Raw genomic sequence first — 23,454 nt, forward strand, 5'->3', positions numbered from 1 at the left:
GCGCGGCGCCCGTTAGAAAAGCGAGTCGCCGACGGGCACCTGTTGCAGAGGAGTTTCATTTTTTCTTATTCATTGATCAATGTCTTCGACAACATGGTCTACGACTATTCCGGCTTCCCGGAATACCTCTATCACATCACCTACAATGCGACTTTCAGCATCATGAAGCCGCTCTATCCGGATGAGGATATTCCTGTGGTCCAGCTTTCACTGGATATGGGTTACGATCCGGCGCTTGCCGCTTCGATGCCGTTTGCGCGCAGCAACTGCCGCACGCGGTTCGCAAGCTCTGGCGATCCGGGCGTGCCGTGATCGTATCCGCGTGTTGGATCGAGTGAGACGCACGATGGCGTCTGGATCTGAAAGGTTCGAGCCATCGAGGAAGTTGTTCCTGTGTTCTGTCCAGCGTAGGATACAGCATATCGATGCCATCTAGGTCAGAGGGATGATTGCTCATCGGCATAGGCGTTGATGATATTTCCATAGGTCAGATGTCGACATCTTGCTGGAGAGTGATCAATGTGCGGGATTGGGCGGAAGCGCCGCGACTACACTCGATGCCATACTACTATCAGTCTTCATTGGATAGCCTCCTCGCCTCGACGGTAATGGGCAGGCGTGTGTTCTGCGGAAGGTTGGGGAGGGCTAACCGCCATCCATTCCTCAGCACTACAAAGCCGCCCCACAGATTTTCATTCTCGACTGAAATCACCGGCTCCTCGAGATCTTTTTTTGGAATATAAACCGACAAATCGACGCCGTTTCGACGAACGGTCACTTTCATCTCGCTATCCTTCTTTGAGACAAGTGGCGATTTCAGAAGTCCCCGGAGTTGCAGCCTTATCTAGGCTCGTTATTTCATAGGCACGCATCCCGACGATGCTGCCGCGATCAACCCATTCGACCGCATATATGTAAAATTGCTGAAGAAAGGTGCCCACGTCGCGCACAACGCCCTCATCGCCCCTGCGCACGAGATTTTCACCGATGTCCTTCCCAGGATAGCTGCCGTCATTCCTTACTTGGCTGGCGGCGCGGACCCGCTCACCCGGCGTAAACCGCGGTCGCTCACGGATTTCAACCTCCTGTTCGCGTAGAAGACCCATGGCCGCTCCTCTCATCCTTTGTGCTGCAGTTATCGATGGTGGTCAGGCCGGGACGCAAGTCTTCGGCACCGGACACACCGAGGCGCATTGCTGCGTGTCGAATTCTCCCCTGCACTCGGTGCACTTCTTAGGATCGACAACGTACTTTTCCCCCTTGAAAGTGATTGCATCTGAGGGACATTCGTATTCGCATGCGCCGCACTGGGTGCATTGGGACGCAATGATCTTGAAGGCCATATTCTAGCTCCTGGTTCAGTCAGAAGGCGGCTCAAGCCGTCGCAACCAACGGCTTAACACCAAACTCGGCGGCGTAAAGCGCACCGATCGCAGTTTCGATGTAGTCATAGCCAAAAGCGTCCGTTGCTCGCACACCCGCTTCTGCTAGACGTTTCTTTGGGGAATCACCGATCTTGGCACAGAGTAAGATATCTATGCCTTCGAGCGCACTGATGATGCTATAAAGCGTGGCCTCCTCGCCCCAGCCGCCGAGGCAGTACTGTCCGATCTTGCGATTCCCTACCAAGTTAATCCCTTTTTGAGAGACTACGTAAACTTGGAGTTCCGTCGCGTGACCGAAGTGTTCGTTGATTCGGCCGCCGCCTTTGGTGGTCACGGCAACATGAAGCTGTCCGTCGGACTCTGCGGACGTGACAGCTGTGATCGCGTCCTTCCGTGCCGCCAGATGATCGCCGCACTCTAGCGCGACCAGCTGGCGGTAGGCGTGGCGCTTGCTGGCGTTGTAAGTAACATCGCTGGAGATGTGGTCTCGCGTAAATTCTCGCCTGCGATCATCGCCGAGCAGACCAACAGCGTCGGCGCGGCACTGCCTGCAATGGCGCATCAGCTTGGCGCCGCCTTCCAGGCGATCATGAAGCGCCTCCAGTTCTAACGGCTGTGGACCACGCTGACCGGTCAGTCCGTAATAGGTACCGTGTGAAGGCTCAGAGATCAGCGGCATCACGTTATGCATGAATGCGCCGCGGTCCCTGACCCATTTGTTAACCTCGACGAGGTGCGCGTCATTGACGCCCGGGATCATCACCGAATTGATCTTAGTGAGGATGTCTTTTTTTATCAGCATCTCCAAGCCCAACATTTGCCGCTCGTGAAGAATCCTGGCGGCTTCGATCCCCGTGTAGCGACGGTGCCTGTAGAATATCCAGGGATAGATCTTCGCCCCGATCTCCGGGTCCACCATGTTGATGGTGATCGTAACGTGATCAACATTCATCTCGGCAAGCTCATCGACGTGGTCCGGCAGCGCGAGTCCATTAGTCGAGATGCATAGCTTGATATCAGGGATTTCCCTCGCGACTCGTTCGAACGTCGCTTTTGTCTTCTTCCAATCGTAACAGGCGTCGCCCGGCCCGGCGATGCCGAGGACGGAGAGCTGCGGCACTTCGTTGGCGACCGCGATCACCTTACGAAGCGCCTGGTCTGGTGTCAGCTTTTCGGATGCAACCCCGGGCCGACTTTCGTTAGCGCAGTCATATTTACGATTGCAGTAGTTGCACTGGATGTTGCAGGCTGGCGCGACCGCGACATGCATGCGGGCGAAATAGTGATGCGCTTCTTCCGAAAAACAGGGGTGGTCCTTGATCCTTTCCCAGATCGCCGGATCTATGTCATCCGGGGCCGAAAGGCCGCAGGACGAAGGTGCGCAGCCGCCAGATTTTGCGGCCCGCAGCGCTCCGTCGAGGGATCCTTTCCTGGTAGTCTCAAGCTGTTTCACTGGTTGCGGCATCCCACGGCTCCATTGACGAGTTAGCGTTACAGCTTCAGACGCAAGAGCAATGCCAGTTCAAAAAATGGTAATGTTTCTCTGCAATAGCTTGCTTGTCCGTTTTGCGAGCTTGCTGCTACAATGGTTTTGTCGAACTTGCGACAGGGCCATGTCGCACAACGGTAGCGTCGCGTAGACCAACTGAAGACAAAAGTGATCCTCATGAAGTCCATGATGTCACTCGCCGTCAGTACTTTTTTACCTCGATACGATGCCGGCGCAGAGCATAGCCGACCTGGCGCGGCGTCAGGCCGAGGATACGAGCCGCCCTGGCCTGAACCCAACCGGCCGTTTCCATTGCATTGATTAGCCGGTCACGGTCCGTAAGAATCGGTGCGCCGACTATGGATGCGGTACCGCTTGCAGTGCCGGCGTTGGCCGGTGGTCTGACCGACACCCTATTGCCCGGTGCGAGGTCATTGATCGTGGTGTTGCAACCGTTAAAGGCAGCTCCTTTCCCGAGAAGCGAAGAAAAGCATCGGCCCCGCTGACACGCGAAATCTGATGGAACGATCGTACTTGAACCAGCAAGAGTGGCGGTTCTTTGTACGCAGTTTTCGAGCTCGCGAACGTTGCCAGGGAAGTCGCATCGCGACAAAATGTCCAGTGCCGATGGCGAGAAGTCAAGGTTTCGATCATTCTCCTTGTTGAATCGCTTGAGGAATACTTTCGCTAGAAGCGGAATGTCACCCTCGCGCTGCCTCAGCGGCGGCAAAATAATGGGTACCACATTGATCCGGTAATATAAGTCGGCTCTAAACTCCCTGTTCATAACGGCCGTCTCGAGGTCTCTGTTGGTGGCGCATATGAGCCGAACATTAACTTTAAGCGTCTTCGTCCCGCCGACCCGCTCAAGTTCACCCTCCTGCAACACGCGTAATAACTTCGCTTGAAATTCTGGCGATATTTCGCCTATTTCATCCAGCAGCAACGTCCCACCATCCGCCAGTTCGAAACGGCCTGCACGCTGCCAGATCGCTCCTGTGAAAGCGCCTTTTTCATGCCCAAACAGCTCGGATTCCAGAACACCTGACGACAGTGCGGCGCAATTCAGTTTCACGAAAGGCTTTTTTCGCCGTGGCGACAATTCGTGTATCGCCCTTGCAAAAGATTCCTTGCCGGTGCCGCTCTCGCCCCCCAAAAGCACAGCGGAGTTGGTCGTCGCCACGATAACAGCGGTCTCGATAACCTCCTTGAGCGCAGGACTCTCTCCGACAATCCAGCTGACTTGCGTTCGCGGGCTGGGGCCAGGCTTTCCCCCGACGCGGGAGATCGGCTCTGCTTGTTCCTCGGTTATTGATCCGCCATCTCCGCAAACATCTCGATTGAGCCGGTTGGCCAATCCGATGAGGTTGGCGACCATGGTCAGGAAAAGTATCTCCTCCTCGTAGTTATCACTGGCGGTGCCAGCCTTAACGCGATCAATCCATAATGCCCCGAGCACCATGTTTCCGGCCTTGATGGGGACACCCATGAAGGTAACGGCAAGATGGCGGTCTTGAGACGGTCGCAATGCAGTGTTGAATAGGTCCGATTTCCTAATGTCAGGCACGACGAGCGCCGCACCCGTAGCGATGATATGCTCTATTGCCGCCTTCGGTTCGATCGTGGGAGTGTCGCGGCCGAAGCCGGAGCACACCGGTATCTCTGCCTCCCGTTCCTCAGCTGAAATCACGATCTCGCCGTGGCGCATTGGCAGAAGCGAAGAGAGACTATTCAGCGCATGAGAAAATGCGATCTCAAGACGAGAGGAAGCGAGGAGATCTCTCGATATCCGGTAGATTCCACTGCGCCACATATCCGGCTTATGCATGTTCATGCTGATTACTCGCCTCCCGGCCGAACTCTATCGATACTGAATGTAAGCTGCGTTGGCGGACTGCCCAGAGGTTTCTACCCTCCATGCGCAAACTTTATTGTTCGAGCATTCGGAAGTTTAATACCTGGATTCGCAAACGCAGAAAAAATAAAATCATAAGAAAGTCGTCATGACGATTCCTGAGACTTATCTGCCGTCGTTACGCAGAAGGCGGTCAATGCACTCTGAGCTGGAGATGGCGCTCATCATCCAAATTTGAAGAGGATCCCGAACCCGCCTCGCGGATAATTCCACTCGATGTCACCATTTGCTTCGCATAACACTCTGCATGTGCCGCATTCCATGCAGCCATCCACAACGATTTCCACCTGCCCAGCATCGTTCACCTCATAGCATTTGGCCGGACAAATTTCCGTTAACGCAAGCAGGTTCGGGCTTGGCGACAAATGCGGCCGCACTTTTATGTGCGGACGCCCCGTATCGACCAGATAACGATTTTGGTAGAGTTTGTCTTCGATGCGTTCCATTACCGTGACCTTCATTTGAATTATCCTTTAGCGCCAGGCCAAGGCGAGACGGACCGCGTCACTGACCAATCCCCAACGGGAACGTGCCTTGATGAAGGCGGCGGATGTCGCCTTTTCGCTCTCAATCTTAGGCGTACCGTCAACGCGAACGAAATTCTGCGCGGCCTGCGATATCAGCTTCGGATAGGTCGTGAAAAAGCTTTGACGATTGGTATGGAGGAGGGCGGGCATATCTTTGTGCTTCCTCAGGTCTTTCATAACGAAGGACTTGTCCAGCATGCTCTTGTAGAGGGAGAGGTTCTGCTTGGTCATTGCGCCTCCGCGGCACTTTATGTGAAAAATTGATTCGCCGACCATGCGCCCCGATGCCATGGCAAGGTTGGAACCCTCGCGGTGCACGGCATTGTTTAGTTGCGCTGCGTCGCCGACGACGACCCAGCCATTGCCGAAGAGCTGCGGGATTGCCTTGAAGCCGCCCTCCGGAATGAGATGCGCGGCATACTCTTTGATCTCCGAGCCCGCTATCAGCGGTCGGATCGAGGGATGGCCCTTGAAGGCGTCGAGAAGAGCGTACGGTTTTTCCATGGTTGAAGCTAAGCCGGAGACGAGGCAGCCGATGCCAAGCGAAATTGACTCTCTGTTGGTATAGAGGAAGCCCAGTCCGGCCATTCCGCGTGAAATTGTCCCGCCTGCTTCGATCACGCAGCCTTCGTCTTCAGTCAGGCCGAAGCGCTCTGCTATGATCTCTTCCGGCAGGAAATGCATTTCCTTGACGGCGAGTGCAACATGTTCCGGCTTCGGCATCTCGCGCAATCCGGCCCGTGTGCCGAGGAGCCCATTTGCCCCCTCAGCGAGAACGACGACATCCGCAAGGATCACGCCGCCGGTGCGGTCCGTGTGGACGCCTATCACCTTACCGCTCAAATCCTGGGCAAGTTTCGTCACCGTTGTCTCGCATAGTACCGTGCCGCCCGCCTCACGCACCTTTCCCGAGAACCACTTATCGAATTGGGCGCGGATGATAGTGTAGCGGTTTGGCCTCTGCTCATTGAAGTCATCCGATCGATAGTGCATTCCTGTGTGCGACGTATCGTCCATTATCCAGAACCGCTGCTCGACCAGATGTCGTTCAAGAGGCGCGTCATCGCGGAAATCGGGAATTATTGTCTCCAACGTATTGGCGTACAATATGGCGCCTTGAACGTTTTTCGAGCCCGGATACTCTCCGCGCTCCAATTGCAGCACTTTCAGACCGGAACTAGCCATCGTATAAGCAGCAGCGTTGCCGGACATACCGGCTCCGACTACGATGGCGTCGAATTTCTCCTCGCTCATTGGACTTTCCTCAGTTCACTAGCTTCATATGATCGCGCGGCGCCAATCGCCTCGTGAGGGCCTCTGTCAATGCTGGAAGAAACCGGATTGCATCAGCAACAACGCCCACGTGGGCGAAATCGAAGATCGGTGCGTTCCGATCGGTGTTGATGGCGACAATTAAATCAGCTCCTTCGACACCAACCCGATGCTGGATTGCGCCCGATATTCCGGCTGCAACGTAGAGCTTAGGTCGGATCGTCTTACCGGTCTGACCGATCTGTCGGTCAAAAGGCATCCAACCCTTTTGAACCAGCGGTCGTGAACAGCCAAACTCACCGCCGATCGTCCTCGCGAAAACCTTCACGTGCTGTAGGTTCTCGGCTGCGCCGAGCCCGAGCCCGCCGCCAACCACGACATCGGCATAGGCGAGATTGGCATCTTCCGATTGGCTGTCAGAGAGGAAACCAAGAACTTTAGTGACAATCTCTTCCTCGACCATCATCAAATCGTGTCGGATAACACGGCCGATTGGCTTAGCCACTCGCTGCGGCATCGCCATGACCCTCGGACGCACTGTTGCCATTTGCGGTCGGCAGTTAAGCGTATAGATAGTGCACAGCAAGGAACCACCGAAGGTCGGCCGTGTTGCCGCGAGGGAACCATCTACATCGACGTCCAGTTCCGTGCAGTCGGCCGTTAGCCCTGTCTGCAACGTAGTTGCCACAGAACCCGCAAGGTCGCGGCCGAGTGTGGTCGCGCCCAGAAGCAAAATTTCAGGTCTATGGCAATTGACCAGATCTGTCAGGGCTTTGGTGAATGGCTCATTTCGATAATCTACGAGTAGCGGCGACTCAATAAGGTAGGCGAGATCGGCCCCGTAAGCGAAGGCGTCTGCAATGGCAGGCCCGGTCCCCACTCCGTCCCGTGGCCCGACGACCACGCCAGCAAGCTGAACGCCCAGCTTGTCGGCAAGCTTGCGGCCTTCACCGAGCAATTCGAGGGACACGGGATGGACCTGGCCCCGCTCCAGCTCAATGAAGACCCAGACGTGCCGATGGTCCTGATAATGCTTGGGCAACTCTTTCTTCATGGCGGCACGGCCGGTGGCTTGAGACGGCGTCTCACTTTTTTGGATTTCCATCATTTGCTCCTTGCTGCTCACGCGCTGCCATTGGATGAAAGCTCACCTTCCAACGAAGGTTGGTTGGTGAAGATTGATGCGACCACCTCGTCAGCGACATGGCCAGCGGTTTTGTCGGTTGTGTCGATTTGCATAGCTTTTTGCGCTCGGGCGGTGGGAGCGAATACGCGTTTCACGACCGTCGGCGACCCTCTCAAGCCGCAGTTAGCCAGGTCCTCAATTCCAGCGTCGGCCGCACTCCACTTCAGAATTGGGAACCGGGCTGCACGCAAAGCATTATCGAGAGAGCCGCGCCGGATAGAATTGACACCCTCCAGCATAGTGATAAGGCACGGGAATTTGCTCTTCAGCATCTGCGTGCCGCCTTCCGAGCGCCGCTCAACCGTGATCTCGCGCGCATGGCGATCGATAGAAGCGATTTTCGTTATATAAGTGAGCTGCTGGAGATCCAGACGCTTGGCAATTCCAGGCCCGACCTGGGCGGTGTCGCCATCGATCGTTTGTTTACCGGTGAAGACGATATCAGGCGCGCCAAAGCTATCGCCAATCTTCACGATTGCTTGAGCGATAGCGAATGAAGTCGCCAATGTGTCGGACCCCGCGAAGTGACGGTCGGTCAGAAGAATCGCGCGGTCGGCGCCATAAGTGAGCGCCTTGCGCATCGCTTGCTCTGCCATGGGTGGGCCCATAGTGAGGACAGTGATCGCCCCTCCATGGCAGTCACGCACTTTGAATGCTTCTTCGAGCGCGAAGAGATCGTACGGGTTGATGATGGTCGGCACGCCCTGGCGCATGATGGTATTGGTCACCGGATGGACGCGTATCTGGGCGGAGTCCGGCACCTGCTTGATACAGACAACGATGTGCATGATGACTTTGGTTTCCCGATCGAAGTGGATTGGCGGTTCTTACTCTAAGCACTAATCGTGCCAACCATGTCGGGGGTAGGAAAACCTCTTAAAATGTTAATGTGCTCTCTTTGTGAGGGTTCAGCCACGCGACGGGTTCTGTCGGATCGGAGACATTGGTGTCGCAACCCTGCCACACTTATTTCTGTTCGAATGAAGTCAAGTTGGGGCCTAATGCTACAAAGATGCGACGCGGCGGGGCGGCCTTTGTCGGATCGCGGTCCTTGAGCACCTTGAAGACTCGATGGGAAAGCGGTGAAGAAGTTGCAAAGTCGTCGTAAGCGCGTGCGAGAGTGGCGCGCGCACAAGCAGCGATCGCCTTGTCGGGGAGGTTGGAATGATCCTCCTCGGCCAGATATTGCCCCATGCGCTTCATGATGTGGAGCCGCGAGACATTGAGCACCTTCACATCATAAGAGACGCCTAGGACCTCGAAGAATTCCTCGGCAGCCGACAGGCGCTTTAACCGCTCAAGAACGTTGATAACATCAATGGGATTGCTCTCGCCCGCACAACTGTTCATTTGCGTTTTCCTTTGTTGGTGTACAACTCGCTCGAATCCGACAAGCCGCCGCATGGTTCGCTGATTGAGAATGAGACGCGGTTGACAGCGGCAACGCCGCTCACGCATACTCGTCTAGAAAGCCGCGGTATTATCCGGGGCTTGCGTTGATTGGGAGGCCCAAAAGCCAGTGTGGCACGAACCTCATCGATCTCTTCGGCGCGCAGGCCTATCTATCCCGCGTCGAGGACGCTGGCTCAAGTAAGCGAGTGGGCCTGCCCCTGGAGACCGGGGCGCCGTCACGTAGCTTCGCCACGATTCCTGGCATAAGTGCGAGCACTCGATCGACGTCCTCATCGCGGTTATAGCGTGAAAAGGAAAAGCGAACTGCCCCGAGTGGCGTAACGTGGCGAATGTTCATGGCCGTCAGAACATGGCTCTGCACCGAGGAACCAGAAGTGCAGGCGGAGCCCGAGGCGCAAGCGATGCCATGGCGATTGAGCACAAATTGTATTGCTTCACCAGCAATGCGATCGAAGGCGACGTTCGTTGTATTCGATAATCGTGCCAGCGGGTCGCCGGTGACGAAGGTCCCGGGGATGCGCTCAAGAAGTCCTCTCTCCAATCGATCGCGTAGCGATTTTACCCGTTTGTTTTCCTCGTCCGTGCGTTCCAATGCGAGCTCGGCCGCCTTGCCTAAACCTACGATTCCGGGCGTGTTCTCTGTGCCGGCGCGTCGGCCGCGCTCCTGATGACCGCCCCTGATGAGTGCGTCAAAGGCCGCATCGTGTTTTATGTAGAGCGCGCCGACGCCTTTCGGTCCATGTAGCTTGTGACCGGAGAGCGACAGCATGTCGATTGCCGTCGATTTCAGGTCCATCGCATGCTTGCCAACCGCTTGCACTGCATCGGCGTGGAAAACTGCGCCAACTTGCTTCGCCATCTCAGCAAGCCTTTCCACGGGGAATATTGTGCCTGTCTCGTTGTTCGCCCACATGATCGAAACGATTGCGACGCGATGGGTAAGGGCGGTCCCGTAGGCATCAAGGTCGAGTCGGCCATGGTGGTCCACCGGGATCCTGTGCACTTTGACGCCTCGCGTCTTCTCAAGGTGTGCGCAGAGCGTCAGCGCGGCCGGATGCTCCACCGCCGAAGTCACTATTTCAGTGCGCCCGCGATCCATCTCAAGACCCGAAAGGATCGCTGTATTAACGCTTTCGGTGCCCCCCGAAGTTAAAGCGATCTCATGATCAAACTTTGCGCCGGTCAGCGCTTGCAACTGCCGCCGCGCCGTCTTGATCGCTGCTCTGGCGGCGCCGCCGCTGTCATGCATCGATGAAGCGTTGCCAAACTGATTTAAAAAGAATGGCAGCATCGCCTGAACAACTTCGGCATCGACTTGTGTTGATGCATTATTATCGAGATAAATAGGTTTCATTGGGTACCACTCAACGACCGATGTGACGCAAACCTTGCAGCCGCGGGCTCTCCCTTGGACGTTCGCATGCGATATGATTAGCCACAGGACTTGCCGCAGGCGCACTTCTCCAGTGGGTTAGGATGATCGAAGATAAAACCGAAGGAACCCGGATCCGTGACGAAATCCAAGGTCGAGCCGGCGATATGGGGTTGAGAGCCCGCATCCACAAACACCTTGACTCCATCCGTCTCAATAACAGCATCGCCCTCTCGGGAACCGCTCTCCAAGCCCACATGATATTTGATGCCGGCGCAGCCGTCCATTTGGACCGTGACGCGCAAGCCGGTCACATCGGGAGCCTGGGATATGGCGGCCTTCACTGCGGCGATTGCCATTTCGGTGAGCGTGATCATCGGATCGTTTCTCCTGGTTTCGAGATTTGTTGGCAATTCGACGATGCACTTAGCGTGCCAACCGAAAAACCCTTTTAACGCAGCGTCAAGCTGAGGCCGCTATGTCGCATTTCCAACACGGTCGAGACCGAACAACGCAAAGGTGCGGCTGGGATAGCGTGAACTCGAAGGAGCCATTCCTGGTTAGCGCTGGGTTTGTTCAGTCATCGACACGAATGTGTACGCCAGGCTTGGTAGGGGCGCATTCAGCGCACCAACCCAACGCAGAGCCACATCTTAAGAATTAGAGCACGAGCTTGTCGTGGAACGAAATTTAGGCTCTGCTCTCACAGAGCCGTCAGACGTTCGTTCCGCTGGTCAGGGGGTGGACTCGGTCTTGAGAGACTTCAGCGTTTCGAGAATGTTCTGTGGCGACGAGACCGCATAGGGATCGGTTTCGCAATTGTCCGAGAGGCCTTCTTCCACGAACCATTGTTCTATAAAACAATCGTTGATCACGGCAGCGTAGCGCCAGGAGCGGAGGCCAAAGCCCTGATTGTCCTTTGCGACTAACATCCCCATCTTGCGGGTGAATTCGCCCGAACCATCAGGGATTAGCTCGACCTTCTTCAGTCCAGACGCCTTGCCCCACGCATTCATCACGAATGCGTCGTTGACAGAGAGGCAGTAGACCGACTCGATTCCGTGCTTCTCAAATTCCTCATAGAGCTTATCAAAATCGGGCAATTGATAAGTTGAACAGGTCGGCGTGAAGGCGCCCGGGAGCGAAAATAAAATCGTGCGCCTACCGCTAAAATAATCTTCCGTAGTCTTGTTTTCCCAACGGTACGGATTTGGCCCCTCCACGGTCTCATCGCGAACACGTGTGCGAAAGGTAACGAAGGGAACCTTTTCTTCATCGTCATCAGCATTGCTCCTTTCCGGCTCTGGATTTGTTTTCGAGTCGGCTTGAGTGTCTTCAAGATTTCGCTGCCCAAAGGCCTCGAGAAAACTCACAATAGTCGGACCCGTAAGCGGCGTCGCCTCAACTGCTGTGCTCGGCTGTTAGGCGGCTTCGAACGGACTGCAAGCGCCGTGCCATTTGACATCGTGTCCGTAACGGCACTGCGTTGTTCTGCAGGATCAGGGATCTGGCGTGGCGCGTACTGAGTTTCCTTTCCCATCGGCTTAGCAAGCGCTGCCGGTATTTTTAGTCATGCCCTCTGCAGTTTGACGGCAGGCGCAGCTTTGGCACAATCAATGCAACGCGGCAGCGAGATCTCCGCGGCGCGAGCTCGACCATATACTTGACGCATTCCGTGCGATGGCAGTCTTGCAAAGCCAGAACGCCGTGAATTTGTTGTCAGCGTCTTAGTAACGGGGCGCCGCAACTTTTGGCGCAAAACCAGCACCCAACTTGTCGTTTTCTCGCGTCGGTGCCCATCCTGCCTGCAACGAGGAGCTTACCTAACCCTTGAAAACACCGCAAAAGCTTGATCCATCATCCTCTGTAAGCCCAACTGGCATGAATTTTGAAACACTATCCTCGAGCAGCATGCTGCCGCGCCGCAGATCATCTCGTGGCGACTTATGGAGCGAAGGAGGAAGCAACATGTCAAGCGTCACTCAGATCCGAAATTTGTCGAATAGGAGCGTGACCCTCCTAACCGATCGACCTGGTTTGCCACAATCATCGCAATCGGTGGATCTGAAGCAACCAATAGACTTGGACATGGACTTCGATCAGTACGTCTTTTCCTGCGTGCTCTTGCACGTGTTGGAAGAGATTGCGGCCGACGTGGCAACTGCGACCGAGGCAACCGGCCTTTCCCGTGCCGAACTGCGAGATATCCTTAACCGCTGTGTTCCCGCCACTGTTATGCAGGCGTTCGGCTTGGAAAACGTGCGCGAAGCCGAGCCTGGTGTGGAAGAGGAACTTCTGCGCGATCTGCTGCTCGCGCATGCTCGACACGGCGACCCAGCAAGCGCTTGTTTCGCCAAGATCATCGCCCGGCGCGCCTTGCGCCACGACCATCTGTGGCTGGAGCTTGGACTATCCGATAGGTCCGAACTTAGCCTCTTGCTTGCCATCCATTTTCCCACGCTAGCGGCCGGCAATACCAATCACATGAGGTGGAAAAAATATCTTTATCGCATGCTTTGCGAGGCCGAGGGTTCTTCGATGTGCACGGCCCCCAGTTGCCGAGAATGTAAGGAATATCAAAGCTGCTTTGTTCCTGAGAAAAGCGAACCACCGGGATGAGCGACTGGTTTGAATTAGGACTAGCTTAACGTTAGCTATTGGCCGCAACCACGCCTGGGCGTCGATTCGGCAAACGGCTTTGTAGACGGTTCACGCATATGGGGAATTCGGCAATGATCGTTGAGCATTCCGCGAAGATCCGCGGCAAGACACCGTTCCATCGACATCTCTACGTCCAAGTTCTTGCGGCAATCGCCACGGGTATCCTGCTCGGGCATTTCTACCCCGAAGTTGGCACGCAGATGAAGCCGCTCGGCGACGCCTTCATCAAGCTCGTGAAGATGATCATCGCGCCGGTCATCTTCCTGACCGTTGCAACTGGTATCGCCAGCATAAGCGATGTCGCCAAGGTCGGTCGCGTCGCCGCCAAGGCGATGGCCTACTTCTTGACCTTTTCGACGCTGGCGCTTGTCGTCGGCCTCGTGGTCGTGAATGTGGTGCAGCCCGGTGCGGGCATGCATATCGACGCGGCCTCGCTCGACATGAAAGCGATCGCCACCTACACGGCGAAGGCAACCGATCAGTCGGTGACCGGTTTCCTCATGCACATCATCCCGACGACGCTTGCCGGCGCCTTCGCCGAAGGCGACATCCTGCAAGTTCTCTTCATATCCGTTCTCTTTGGCATAGCCCTAGCTATGGTGGGCAAGAAGGCCGAGCCAGTCGTCGACTTCCTGCAAGCGCTGGCACTGCCGATCTTCCAGCTGGTGACGATCCTCATGAAAGCGGCACCAATCGGTGCCTTCGGCGCCATGGCCTTCACCATCGGCGAGTACGGCGTCGGCTCGATCGCCAACCTCGCAATGTTGGTCGGCACGTTCTATCTCACCTCATTCCTGTTCGTCTTCCTCGTGCTCGGTGCGGTGGCGCGTTATAACGGTTTCTCGATCGTCTCGCTCATCCGCTACATAAAGGAGGAGCTGCTGCTGGTACTGGGCACCTCGTCCTCAGAGGCTGCCCTTCCAGGCCTCATGGACAAGATGGAGAAGGCGGGCTGCAAGCGTTCGGTCGTTGGTCTCGTGATCCCGACCGGTTTTTCCTTTAACCTCGATGGCACCAACATCTATATGACGCTTGCGGCGCTCTTTATTGCCCAGGCGACCGACACACCGCTCTCCCTCGGCGACCAGGTCCTGCTGCTGTTCGTCGCCATGCTGAGTTCAAAGGGTGCCGCCGGCATAACCGGCGCCGGTTTCATCACGCTTGCCGCGACGCTCTCGGTCGTTCCGGCGGTGCCTGTCGCCGGTATGGCGCTGATCCTCGGCATCGACCGTTTCATGTCGGAATGCCGGGCAATTACTAATATTATCGGCAATGCCATTGCAACGCTCGTCGTGGCGAAGTGGGAAGGCGAGCTCGATCGAGCGCAGCTCTCGGCCGCGCTTGCCGGCGAGGTGCCGATCGAAATCATTCCGCCGGTGACCAAGCCGGCCAAGTAATGCCTCCCAGGGCCCGCACGGCAAGTGCGGTTTGGCGCGATCTGGTTTCCAGATCGCGCCTTTTTTGCGCCGATGGACGCGCCTTCCTGCCCTCGTTCGAAATGAAACCGGCACCTGCTTTTTGTTGCATCCGCGACACAGGCCAGTCGCCTCAGCCTCTCACTTTCCCAAGGCCTAAATAACTGAAAAGCGGTCATAAAAAGCATTTCTGCGGCCTAATTAGTCAGATTGGCATGAGATTTGAAACCTCACCATCACAAAGCGGCGAGCCACTACGGGCCTGCAGCTGTGTCACGGGTAGGCGCGATGGAGCAAAGAAAGAGGAAAATGTTGGAGTCTTATCCTGCATGGAAGAGGAAAATCTCACCGTTTCGATCCATTTTGGAGTGCGCTGCGATGCCGGTTTCGATCTTTTTGAACCGTGTTCCACGTCGCCGTCGGCCAGCGCGTGATCGGGCTTCTTTATCGCGCCATTCGAGCCTGAGAAAGTACCGCCGCTCGGTGAGTCCGCTCGCTGGCTGTTCGCTTGAGAGGCCGAAGCCCGCTGACGAGATTACCGATCCTCCCCCACCTGAAAACGACCCAGCTGATGAGTGGCGAGAGAAAGTAAAAACCGAGTGGATAGCATTTCCATTCCCAATCATATCCCGCCCCGATTTTGTGACGGATTTAACTGTTTACATCGCCTGTCATGTACCGGCGCCCCAATGGAACCCCTATACGCATCTGTCGCATCCATGGAGACCCCCTGCCTCGTATCCCCTTTGGCACGCGCGATGGACAAGGTACCCGGCTGATCCCGCGCCCGCGAGACCAGCGCCGGGCGCTGCATGACCTGCAAACCTTTTCTAGTCATCGCAGCATCTTTTTCCAAGCGCTCAGCGAATGTTGGTCAATGAACCCGCTCGAGCTAAATCCATCGGCCTATGGCATCCTTGGTGCCCTTTTAAATTCGCTGTTCTCGCTCGGGCGGGTGTGCGGCCCGCTCCGCATGCGGAGGCAATAATGCGTGGGAAGGTTGCCAACCAAGTCGGTGCCATCTGCTTTCGGGCCAATCCTGACAGGATCCTCGAAGTTCTTCTGATCACGACACGCGAAACGCACCGCTGGACCATCCCTAAGGGCTGGCCGATCCAGGGATTGCAGCCGCATGAAGTTGCGGAACGTGAAGCGTGGGAAGAAGCCGGCGTAAGAGGCAACGCCAAGAAGAAGCCATACGGGTACTACACATATTTGAAGAGGATAAAAAACAACCGCTCCATTCAGTGCGTCGTGCAAGCTCATCTCCTGCAGGTTAAGAAGGTTAGATTCACATTTCCTGAGTGTCGGGAACGCGTGCTAATCTGGCTGCCACCGACGGAGGCGTCTTCACGGGTTCCCGAACGGCAGCTGAAGAGCCTCATTTCCGGATTGGATGCCAAATTTAGCTCCGGCGATACCGGGAAATGAGATTGGCTCAGCATACCCTGACTGCGGATCGATACGCGCCTATAGATATGTTTTGCGTCTCCAAACCTCTGGTCAACGCGGCAACGGTGAAGACACTCCAAAGCGCAAAACTGGCGATAGCGTCGTGAGGTGACTCTATCAAAGAGCTTCAGTCGGTTTTGTCTGTGTCGCGACACAGCCTTTTTTATAACATCTTGATCATCCTGAGGCTAAGTCATTGAAGTCCTGCCCTTAAATCACTCCTCGTCTTGATCAGTGAGATTGGCATGAATTTGATTGTCTTACTTCGCACCCGTCAAGGTGATGAGTCGGTGGGACAGAAGGAGAAAATAAAGTGCAGCGAGATTCCATTCCGGATCATGTTCCCTCCGCGTTGGTCAGCGACTTCAGTCTGTTCACATCGCCCGGTATGGCACCAACAGCGAACGGAGACCCGCACGCAGCTATTGCTCGGGTCCATGGAATGCCCCACATTTTCTATTCACCCTTTAACACGCGAGATGGACGGGGTACCTGGGTAATCACCCGCGCGCGCGACCAGCGCAAGGTGTTAGAGGATATCGAAACCTTTTCCAGCCATCGCAGCATCTTCTCCTCCGCACTCGGCGAAGACTGGCCAATGATCCCGCTCGAGCTCCAACCACCGGCCCATGGCATCTTTCGTGCACTCCTAGATCCGCTGTTCACCCCGAGGCGAGTGATGGCATTGGAGCGGAATGTCCGTAAGCAAGCGAGTGCGCTGATCGACCTGATCGCCCGAATGAGCACCAGCTGTGACGTCATGAAGGATTTCGCCATCCCATTCACAGTTGACGTTTACCTCGGTGTTATGGGGCTCTCGAACAGCCGATCCGACGTTCTTATTCGCTGGGTAAGCGACTTGCTCCACGGCAATGGCGTTAAGCGAACGGAGGCAGCCCAATCGATTGTGAATTTTATTGACGAAGTTGCAGCGATGCGTCGAAAGCAACCAGCTGCCGATTTCATGACGTTCGTCGTGCGTGCGCAGGTTGAAAGTCGCTCCCTGACCAACGAGGAAGTCCGCGGTATCGGCGTGCTTTTCTTAATTGCGGGACTAGACACGGTCGCGGCCGCCCTAGGCTTTGACCTAGCCTATCTCGCACGCAATCCTGAGGATCAGGAATTGCTACGGAGAGAGCCGGACCGGATCGCGCTCGCGGTTGAAGAACTGTTGCGCGCCTATTCAACCGTTCAGATTATTCGTGTGGCTACGAAAGATGTCGACTTTGAAGGTGTATCGATCCGTAAGGGAGACCTCGTTTCCTGCGCCACGATGATTGCTAACCGCGACCCCGCCGAATTTAAGTGCCCTGATACGATCGACCTGACACGACAGGGCAACCGCCACATAGCGTTTGGCTATGGTCCTCATCTTTGCCTCGGGGCAAATCTTGCCCGGCGGGAGATTGCTATAGGGGTCCATGAATGGCTGGCGCGAATCCCCACCTTTCGGATCAAGGAAGGTACGGCGCCGATTACCCATGGGGGCCATGTATTCGGAGTTCAAAATTTGATTCTGACCTGGTCCTGACTGCCTCGCCGGCGGCAGCGAAAAACAAGGGGCCCTTAGCCGCACCACACTGTGGGCTTTGAACAGGAGTGAACGGATGACAAGGGCTCTCAGTGCAATGATCCGAATGGAAATTCTGGCGATGTCACGTTATTTGATCAAGGTCGGAACAAGGCGCTTGTGTGAGACGTCAGGCGGTTGCGCCGGTCACGGCTTTCCACTGCGCCATTGCGCGGATCCGATGGATGTGGATGGCGAGGGCTGAGTTTTTCTGGTGCGGGGGGACGAAGAGATTTCGGAGTGCCGAAAAGATCGATATGAACCGTTGCAAGCCGCCGACGGATCGAAATCCCTGCATCATCCGCTCCCGTTTTCGAAGCGGCACGTGAGAATTCTCGGCCCGATTGTTCCGGCCCTTGTGCGATCGATGTTCGACGGCGGGCATCACCTCCCGTCTTGCAGCACCATATGAGCGCAATTTGTCGGTGACGATCCGCTTCGGCGTCAGGCCTTGCTTCTTCAGCAGCCTGACCAGCAATCGCCTGGCGGCTTGGGTATCGCGGCGGGCTTGAACGATCTCGTCGAGAACGTAACCGTCTTGGTCAACGGCACGCCAGAGCCAATGTTTGCGGCCGCCGATGGAAATCACCACCTCGTCCAGATGCCAGATATCCTTTCGCGAAGGCCTCTTTCTGCACAACTGCCTGGCATAAGCCGTTCCGAATTTGCGACCCCATCTCCGGATCGTCTCATGGGAGACGACGATACCGCGCTCCAGCAGCATCTCCTCGACCATCCTCAGGCTCAAAGGGAACCGAAAATACAGCCAGACCGCACGGGCGATGATCTGCGGTGGAAAGCGGTGGTTCTTGTAGCTTACGGCCGGACTGTTCATCCCAACCCGTTACCCGACAACCGTTAAGCCGCTGACAACGTGACATCACCCGCGCGAGACCTCCCTTGGAACGGATATCGCGTTCGCCATAGCGCGCCCCCTCGCAACTCGAAGCTGGAGTCTAGAAGATTCCCGCTTCAGAGTTTCGGTTGTGATGCCTTCATATTGGTTATTCTTCCCTTCCCGTGACCTCGCGTCATCGCCCCTGTCCTGGATACAAGCCTCTTCCGGCAACCAAACGGGTCAGATGAAGATCCCGGTCGATCCCGCTCCTAACGCCCCTGCGGCTTGGAAGGTGACAATCCGACAGCCGGCCGCCGGCCGGAATGACGGCCCGCCCGGCGACGATCACCATGCCAGAACTTCTACGTCCAAGAAGGTGGCAGCAGGCCGGATGATGCAGCGCCGGATCCAGCTGTCTCAACGAGATCGCTAACGTCTTTTGTTGAGTAATAAAAGGGCGGCTCGAGAGCCGCCCTTCGGATCCGGATGGATCGTGCTAAGGCTGTCGCCTTATCACATCATGTCCATACCGCCCATGCCCCCCATGCCGCCGGGCATTGCCGGAGCGTCCTTCTTCGGCAGCTCGGCGATCATGGCTTCCGTGGTGATCAGCAACGAAGCAACCGAAGCTGCGTTCTGCAGAGCCGTGCGGACGACCTTGACCGGGTCGACGATACCCATGGCGATCATATCGCCATATTCGCTCGTCTGGGCGTTGTAGCCGTAGTTGTCGTCATTTTTGTCGAGGATCTTGCCAACGACGATCGAAGCTTCGTCACCAGCGTTGTCAGCGATCTGGCGAACCAGCGACTGCAGCGACTTGCGAACGATGTTGATGCCGGCTTCCTGGTCGTCGTTCACACCCTTGGACGTGATCTTGACGGAGGAACGGAGCAGGGCAACGCCGCCGCCGGGGACGATACCTTCCTGAACAGCAGCGCGCGTCGCATTGAGGGCGTCGTCGATGCGGTCCTTCTTTTCCTTCACTTCGACTTCCGTCGAGCCGCCGACGCGGATGACGGCAACACCACCGGCGAGCTTGGCAAGACGTTCCTGCAGCTTTTCGCGGTCGTAGTCGGAGGTGGTTTCTTCGATCTGCGCCTTGATCTGGGCAACGCGGCCTTCGATGTCCGACTTGGCGCCGGCGCCGTCGACGATCGTGGTGTTTTCCTTGGAGATCGAAACCTTCTTGGTGCGACCGAGCATGTCGAGGGTAACGGACTCGAGCTTGATGCCGAGGTCTTCGGAGATCACCGTGCCGCCCGTCAGGATGGCGATGTCCTCGAGCATGGCCTTGCGGCGGTCGCCGAAGCCCGGAGCCTTGACGGCAGCGATCTTCAGGCCGCCGCGCAGCTTGTTGACGACGAGTGTTGCAAGCGCTTCGCCTTCGACGTCTTCAGCGATGATGAGCAGCGGCTTGCCGGTCTGGACGACAGCTTCGAGAACCGGGAGCATCGACTGCAGGTTCGAGAGCTTCTTCTCGTGCAGAAGGATGTAGGCGTCGTCGAGGTCAGCAACCATCTTTTCCGGGTTAGTCACGAAGTACGGGCTGAGGTAGCCACGGTCGAACTGCATGCCTTCGACGACTTCGAGTTCGGTTTCGGCGGTCTTGGCTTCTTCGACGGTGATGACGCCTTCGTTGCCAACCTTCTGCATGGCTTCGGCAATGTCGAGACCGACCTGCCGGTCGCCGTTTGCAGAGATCGTGCCGACCTGCGCAACTTCTTCCGAGGTCGAGATCTTCTTGGCCTTGGCCTGGAGATCCTTGACGACTTCAGCAACGGCAAGATCGATGCCGCGCTTAAGGTCCATCGGGTTCATGCCGGCGGCAACCGCCTTGTTGCCTTCGCGGATGATCGACGCAGCCAGAACGGTCGCGGTCGTGGTACCGTCGCCGGCGATGTCGTTGGTCTTCGAAGCAACTTCGCGGACCATCTGGGCGCCCATGTTCTCGAACTTGTCGTCAAGTTCGATTTCCTTGGCGACCGAGACGCCGTCCTTGGTGATGCGCGGAGCGCCAAAGGACTTATCGATGATGACGTTACGGCCCTTGGGGCCGAGCGTTACCTTGACTGCGTCAGCGAGGATATCGACGCCGCGCAGCATCTTTTCGCGCGCGGTGCGGCCGAATTTAATTTCTTTAGCTGCCATTTTGAAAACTCCAGAATAGGGTTGTCAGCAATTTCGGGAAAAGCGATCGGCTGGATCAGCCGATGATGCCCATGATGTCGGCTTCCTTCATGATCAGCAGATCTTCGCCGTTGATCTTGACTTCGGTGCCGGACCACTTGCCGAACAGAACGCGGTCGCCAGCCTTGACGTCGAGAGCGACGACCTTGCCGGACTCGTCGCGAGCGCCGGAACCGACGGCGACGATTTCGCCTTCCTGCGGCTTTTCCTTGGCGGTGTCCGGAATGATGATGCCGCCCTTGGTCTGTTCTTCAGATTCGACGCGGCGGACGACGACGCGGTCGTGCAGCGGACGGAAATTGGTGCTTGCCATTGTCTAATCCCTCGATCAAGTGACAGTGCGGATCTTCATCGATCCGGTGGACGTGCTAGCACTCCTCACACGAGAGTGCTAGCACCGTGGCTGAGATATGCCTCGCTGACGTGCGTGTCAAGCATTGGCCAATTCGCAACGGGACAGGCGACCGCATGCATGGGGATTTGCCGATCACGATCCGCTTATGCCCGTTTGGGGTGATGTCACGTTGTCAGCGGCTTAACGGTTGTCGGTAATGGGTTGGGATGAACAGTCCGGCCGTAAGCTACAAGAACCACCGCTTTCCACCGCAGATCATCGCCCGTGCGGTCTGGCTGTATTTTCGGTTCCCTTTGAGCCTGAGGATGGTCGAGGAGATGCTGCTGGAGCGCGGTATCGTCGTCTCCCATGAGACGATCCGGAGATGGGGTCGCAAATTCGGAACGGCTTATGCCGGCCTCAGTGCATTTTTGGGACACGGATATGCGGTAGCGGTTATTGGCGCAGATCGATGACGCCGAGTTCGTGCCACATCCACTCAAAACTGTATGTCGCCATAGGATCTGCCGGATTTGGCTGCCGTGAAGACTGGTTTTCGAGATATTTGAGCCATTCGGCGACCTTTTGTCGGCTAGCGGCTGATTTTGCGGCCTGACGCGGCGTCTTGTTGCCGAGCATGCCGACCGGCTGATCAAGGGTTTCACGATATTGCCGGTCCATGAACTGATGAACGACCTGCTCGGCAATTTCGGGCGGGATTTCAGGCGCGGGGGCTTCCTTTTCGCGTGCCGGCCGCTCGGCCATCATCTGTTCGACCGTGCGGATTTCTGTAAGCGGGGCGCGGACGAGATCACCGAGAGCCTGCTGGATCAAGGTCGTTCCATCTTGTGCGCGCTCTGCCGAGTTGGTCGCCAGGTGCAGGAATTTCCCCTTCAATTCCACATTTCCCCGCACCCGCGCCCCGTTTTCCATCGTAGTGTCGAAAGACGGTGCACTGCGTTTACGGGCGTCGTGCTTCGGCTTTTGCTCAAGCCAGTTCCAGAATTTTGCGTTTTCCTGCGACATGCCGGGAATGTTGCTAACCCGTGCGGCAACATCCTTCTGGGCAATTCCGGAGGCGAGCGGAAACCTGACGTCATGGAATATGAGCTCATCACCATCCGCGTTCTGCATCGATGGCAGCCCTGCGGCGCGTTCAAGCGTATCGAACAGCCATGAAAGCGTGAACATGGAGGCGGCGGCCTGAAGCTCCTCGTCCTTGATGACCGGCAGCTTCTTCGCATTCTTTTTGCCGAACATCTGCCGCAGGCCATCGAACAGCGCATCGGTGGCCTGCGGCGTGAACGGCAGAAGGCCTCCGGCGAAGACGTTTGTGCCCATGACGGGGACAATCCGGGCGGCGATCCTGTCCCACTGCTTGAGGGTACTTGTAGCTGTTCCCTCACTGACCGCGATCGGGTCACCACCACGAACAAGATCTCGCGCGGCGAGCGACTTGCCCGGCACGATCTCACTGACTTCGTAAAGGCTCATGACGGAAGTGCGCAGCGCCTTCATACAGTTTTTTGCCTGGGCATTTTCCTTCCAGCCGCGACGTTTGAGATATTCGTCGACGATGTTGCCGCCCTCGACCTCGAAGTCCTGGGTCAGGAAATCCTCGAAGGCGCAGCCCCAGAGCGTCATAGCCCAGTCGTCGCCAAGGATTTCGGCGATGTCCTCGAAGTCCATGTCGCCAGCATCCAGGACTGGCCCGAAATGGTCGTAGAACACCTCGTCAAAGCATTCGCGCCATTCTTCCCGGGCAAGGAACTTCATCAGACCTTTGAGGTCATGGCTGGTCGGCATGGAAGGTCTCCACATTCTGGCGATGTTCGGCGACGATGCGCGAAACCGTCGGTTCGCTGATATCGTAAAGTCTTGCCATTTCGGCTCCGCTTTTGCGGCCTGACAAGACGCTCTCGGCGATTTCCCGGCGTTTCTTCGGGTCGAGCTTCTTACGGCGTCCCCCAATTCGTCCTTCGGCACGTGCCTGAGCTAGGCCCGTCGTGGTCCTCTCCCGGATCATGGCGCGTTCGAACTCCGCAAAGGATCCCACCATCTGCATCATCATGCGCCCTGCCGCCGTGGTTGTGTCGATCGCCTCGGTGAGAGACCGGAATCCCGCACCTGCACTGGTGATCCTGTCCATCAGATGAAGGACATCCTTCAGCGATCGTGACAGGCGATCCAGCTTCCAGACAACGACGGTGTCGCCATCACGCAGTTGATCGAGCATGCGGTGCAATTCGGGCCGATCCCAACGCCCGCCAGACGCCTTTTCTTCGAACACGCGCTTGCAGCCAGCTTCGGACAAGGCGCGGGCCTGGGCCTTGTTCGATTGCTCGTCTCCCTTGCTCACCCGGGCGTAGCCAATCAGCATCGAGGTCTGGCTACACGGACAAAGCAAGGCGAAATTCCTTTCACAATCCTGTTTC

21 protein-coding genes and 3 pseudogenes are annotated in these 23,454 nt (G+C 56.6%); 6 read left to right on the forward strand and 18 right to left on the reverse strand.

The annotated features are described in order from the left end of the window. Positions 1-24 precede the first annotated feature (24 nt). A pseudogene (locus N2599_RS38070) lies at positions 25-237 on the forward strand (DODA-type extradiol aromatic ring-opening family dioxygenase); the annotation flags it as partial. Positions 238-571: 334 nt separating this feature from the next. On the opposite strand, the gene nifT reads toward N2599_RS38070, so the two are convergent. The 13 genes from nifT to N2599_RS34925 all read right to left on the reverse strand — a co-directional run bounded on the left by nifT (position 572) and on the right by N2599_RS34925 (position 11,782). After that, the gene (nifT, locus tag N2599_RS34865; protein WP_027513681.1) at positions 572-784 is read right to left on the reverse strand and encodes a putative nitrogen fixation protein NifT; all 213 of its coding nucleotides are present in this window, start codon (positions 782-784) and stop codon (positions 572-574) included. Between the two features lie 4 nt (positions 785-788). After that, on the reverse strand, positions 789-1,106 hold the full coding sequence (locus tag N2599_RS34870; protein ID WP_027513682.1) for a nitrogen fixation protein NifZ: 318 nt from the start codon (positions 1,104-1,106) through the stop codon (positions 789-791). A gap of 42 nt (positions 1,107-1,148) precedes the next feature. Further along, entirely contained in the window at positions 1,149-1,343 is a 195-nt protein-coding gene (locus tag N2599_RS34875; protein ID WP_084606737.1) for a 4Fe-4S dicluster domain-containing protein, read from the reverse strand. Positions 1,344-1,374: 31 nt separating this feature from the next. Beyond that, positions 1,375-2,850: a nitrogenase cofactor biosynthesis protein NifB gene (gene nifB, locus N2599_RS34880; protein ID WP_027513683.1), complete on the reverse strand. Its 1,476-nt coding sequence runs from the start codon at positions 2,848-2,850 to the stop codon at positions 1,375-1,377. 226 nt (positions 2,851-3,076) lie between these two features. Beyond that, positions 3,077-4,702, reverse strand: a complete 1,626-nt coding sequence (nifA, locus tag N2599_RS34885) for a nif-specific transcriptional activator NifA (RefSeq protein ID WP_027513684.1) — start codon at positions 4,700-4,702, stop codon at positions 3,077-3,079. A 251-nt stretch (positions 4,703-4,953) separates the two neighbouring features. Continuing rightward, positions 4,954-5,250 carry a ferredoxin family protein gene (locus tag N2599_RS34890; protein WP_027513685.1) on the reverse strand — a complete coding sequence of 99 codons (297 nt, stop codon included), beginning with the start codon at positions 5,248-5,250 and terminating at the stop codon, positions 4,954-4,956. 12 nt (positions 5,251-5,262) lie between these two features. Further along, positions 5,263-6,570, reverse strand: a complete 1,308-nt coding sequence (locus tag N2599_RS34895) for an FAD-dependent oxidoreductase (protein ID WP_027513686.1) — start codon at positions 6,568-6,570, stop codon at positions 5,263-5,265. A gap of 10 nt (positions 6,571-6,580) precedes the next feature. Next, positions 6,581-7,693 carry an electron transfer flavoprotein subunit alpha/FixB family protein gene (locus N2599_RS34900; RefSeq protein WP_027513687.1) on the reverse strand — a complete coding sequence of 371 codons (1,113 nt, stop codon included), beginning with the start codon at positions 7,691-7,693 and terminating at the stop codon, positions 6,581-6,583. Between the two features lie 17 nt (positions 7,694-7,710). Next, entirely contained in the window at positions 7,711-8,562 is an 852-nt protein-coding gene (locus tag N2599_RS34905; protein WP_027513688.1) for an electron transfer flavoprotein subunit beta/FixA family protein, read from the reverse strand. A 178-nt stretch (positions 8,563-8,740) separates the two neighbouring features. Beyond that, positions 8,741-9,124: a nitrogenase stabilizing/protective protein NifW gene (gene nifW / locus N2599_RS34910; RefSeq protein WP_027513689.1), complete on the reverse strand. Its 384-nt coding sequence runs from the start codon at positions 9,122-9,124 to the stop codon at positions 8,741-8,743. 208 nt (positions 9,125-9,332) lie between these two features. Next, entirely contained in the window at positions 9,333-10,541 is a 1,209-nt protein-coding gene (gene nifS, locus N2599_RS34915; protein ID WP_051336843.1) for a cysteine desulfurase NifS, read from the reverse strand. 77 nt (positions 10,542-10,618) lie between these two features. Next, the gene (locus N2599_RS34920; protein WP_027513690.1) at positions 10,619-10,936 is read right to left on the reverse strand and encodes an iron-sulfur cluster assembly accessory protein; all 318 of its coding nucleotides are present in this window, start codon (positions 10,934-10,936) and stop codon (positions 10,619-10,621) included. 357 nt (positions 10,937-11,293) lie between these two features. After that, entirely contained in the window at positions 11,294-11,782 is a 489-nt protein-coding gene (locus tag N2599_RS34925) for a peroxiredoxin (RefSeq protein WP_051336845.1), read from the reverse strand. A 745-nt stretch (positions 11,783-12,527) separates the two neighbouring features. Here N2599_RS34925 and N2599_RS34930 point away from each other — a divergent pair. The 4 genes from N2599_RS34930 (at position 12,528) to N2599_RS34945 (ending at position 17,618) form a co-directional block, all read left to right on the forward strand. Continuing rightward, positions 12,528-13,178, forward strand: coding sequence for a nitrogen fixation protein NifQ (locus tag N2599_RS34930; RefSeq protein WP_084606740.1), 651 nt, complete (start codon positions 12,528-12,530; stop codon positions 13,176-13,178). 113 nt (positions 13,179-13,291) lie between these two features. Further along, positions 13,292-14,617 carry a dicarboxylate/amino acid:cation symporter gene (locus tag N2599_RS34935; protein ID WP_037144164.1) on the forward strand — a complete coding sequence of 442 codons (1,326 nt, stop codon included), beginning with the start codon at positions 13,292-13,294 and terminating at the stop codon, positions 14,615-14,617. Positions 14,618-15,622: 1,005 nt separating this feature from the next. Further along, positions 15,623-16,066: an NUDIX hydrolase gene (locus N2599_RS34940; protein ID WP_051336844.1), complete on the forward strand. Its 444-nt coding sequence runs from the start codon at positions 15,623-15,625 to the stop codon at positions 16,064-16,066. 409 nt (positions 16,067-16,475) lie between these two features. Further along, positions 16,476-17,618, forward strand: a complete 1,143-nt coding sequence (locus N2599_RS34945) for a cytochrome P450 (protein WP_084606744.1) — start codon at positions 16,476-16,478, stop codon at positions 17,616-17,618. A 169-nt stretch (positions 17,619-17,787) separates the two neighbouring features. On the opposite strand, the pseudogene N2599_RS34950 reads toward N2599_RS34945, so the two are convergent. From N2599_RS34950 to groES, 3 genes and pseudogenes are all read right to left on the reverse strand, one after another. Beyond that, positions 17,788-18,538: pseudogene (locus N2599_RS34950) on the reverse strand (IS6 family transposase). Positions 18,539-19,008: 470 nt separating this feature from the next. Continuing rightward, positions 19,009-20,646 carry a chaperonin GroEL gene (gene groL / locus N2599_RS34955; protein WP_260308657.1) on the reverse strand — a complete coding sequence of 546 codons (1,638 nt, stop codon included), beginning with the start codon at positions 20,644-20,646 and terminating at the stop codon, positions 19,009-19,011. A 55-nt stretch (positions 20,647-20,701) separates the two neighbouring features. Continuing rightward, positions 20,702-20,998: a co-chaperone GroES gene (groES, locus tag N2599_RS34960; RefSeq protein ID WP_027507824.1), complete on the reverse strand. Its 297-nt coding sequence runs from the start codon at positions 20,996-20,998 to the stop codon at positions 20,702-20,704. 248 nt (positions 20,999-21,246) lie between these two features. Between groES and N2599_RS34965 the strand changes: the two are divergent. Further along, positions 21,247-21,435: pseudogene (locus tag N2599_RS34965) on the forward strand (IS6 family transposase); the annotation flags it as partial. 40 nt (positions 21,436-21,475) lie between these two features. Here the strand turns inward: N2599_RS34965 and N2599_RS34970 are convergent. Continuing rightward, positions 21,476-22,825, reverse strand: coding sequence for a DUF7986 domain-containing protein (locus tag N2599_RS34970; protein WP_027513626.1), 1,350 nt, complete (start codon positions 22,823-22,825; stop codon positions 21,476-21,478). Continuing rightward, positions 22,809-23,399: a recombinase family protein gene (locus N2599_RS34975; RefSeq protein ID WP_013851020.1), complete on the reverse strand. Its 591-nt coding sequence runs from the start codon at positions 23,397-23,399 to the stop codon at positions 22,809-22,811. The genes N2599_RS34970 and N2599_RS34975 overlap by 17 nt, the downstream gene beginning before the upstream one ends. Between the last annotated feature and the right edge of the window lie 55 nt (positions 23,400-23,454).

Source organism: Rhizobium sullae (assembly GCF_025200715.1).
GTDB classification, from domain to species: domain Bacteria; phylum Pseudomonadota; class Alphaproteobacteria; order Rhizobiales; family Rhizobiaceae; genus Rhizobium; species Rhizobium sullae.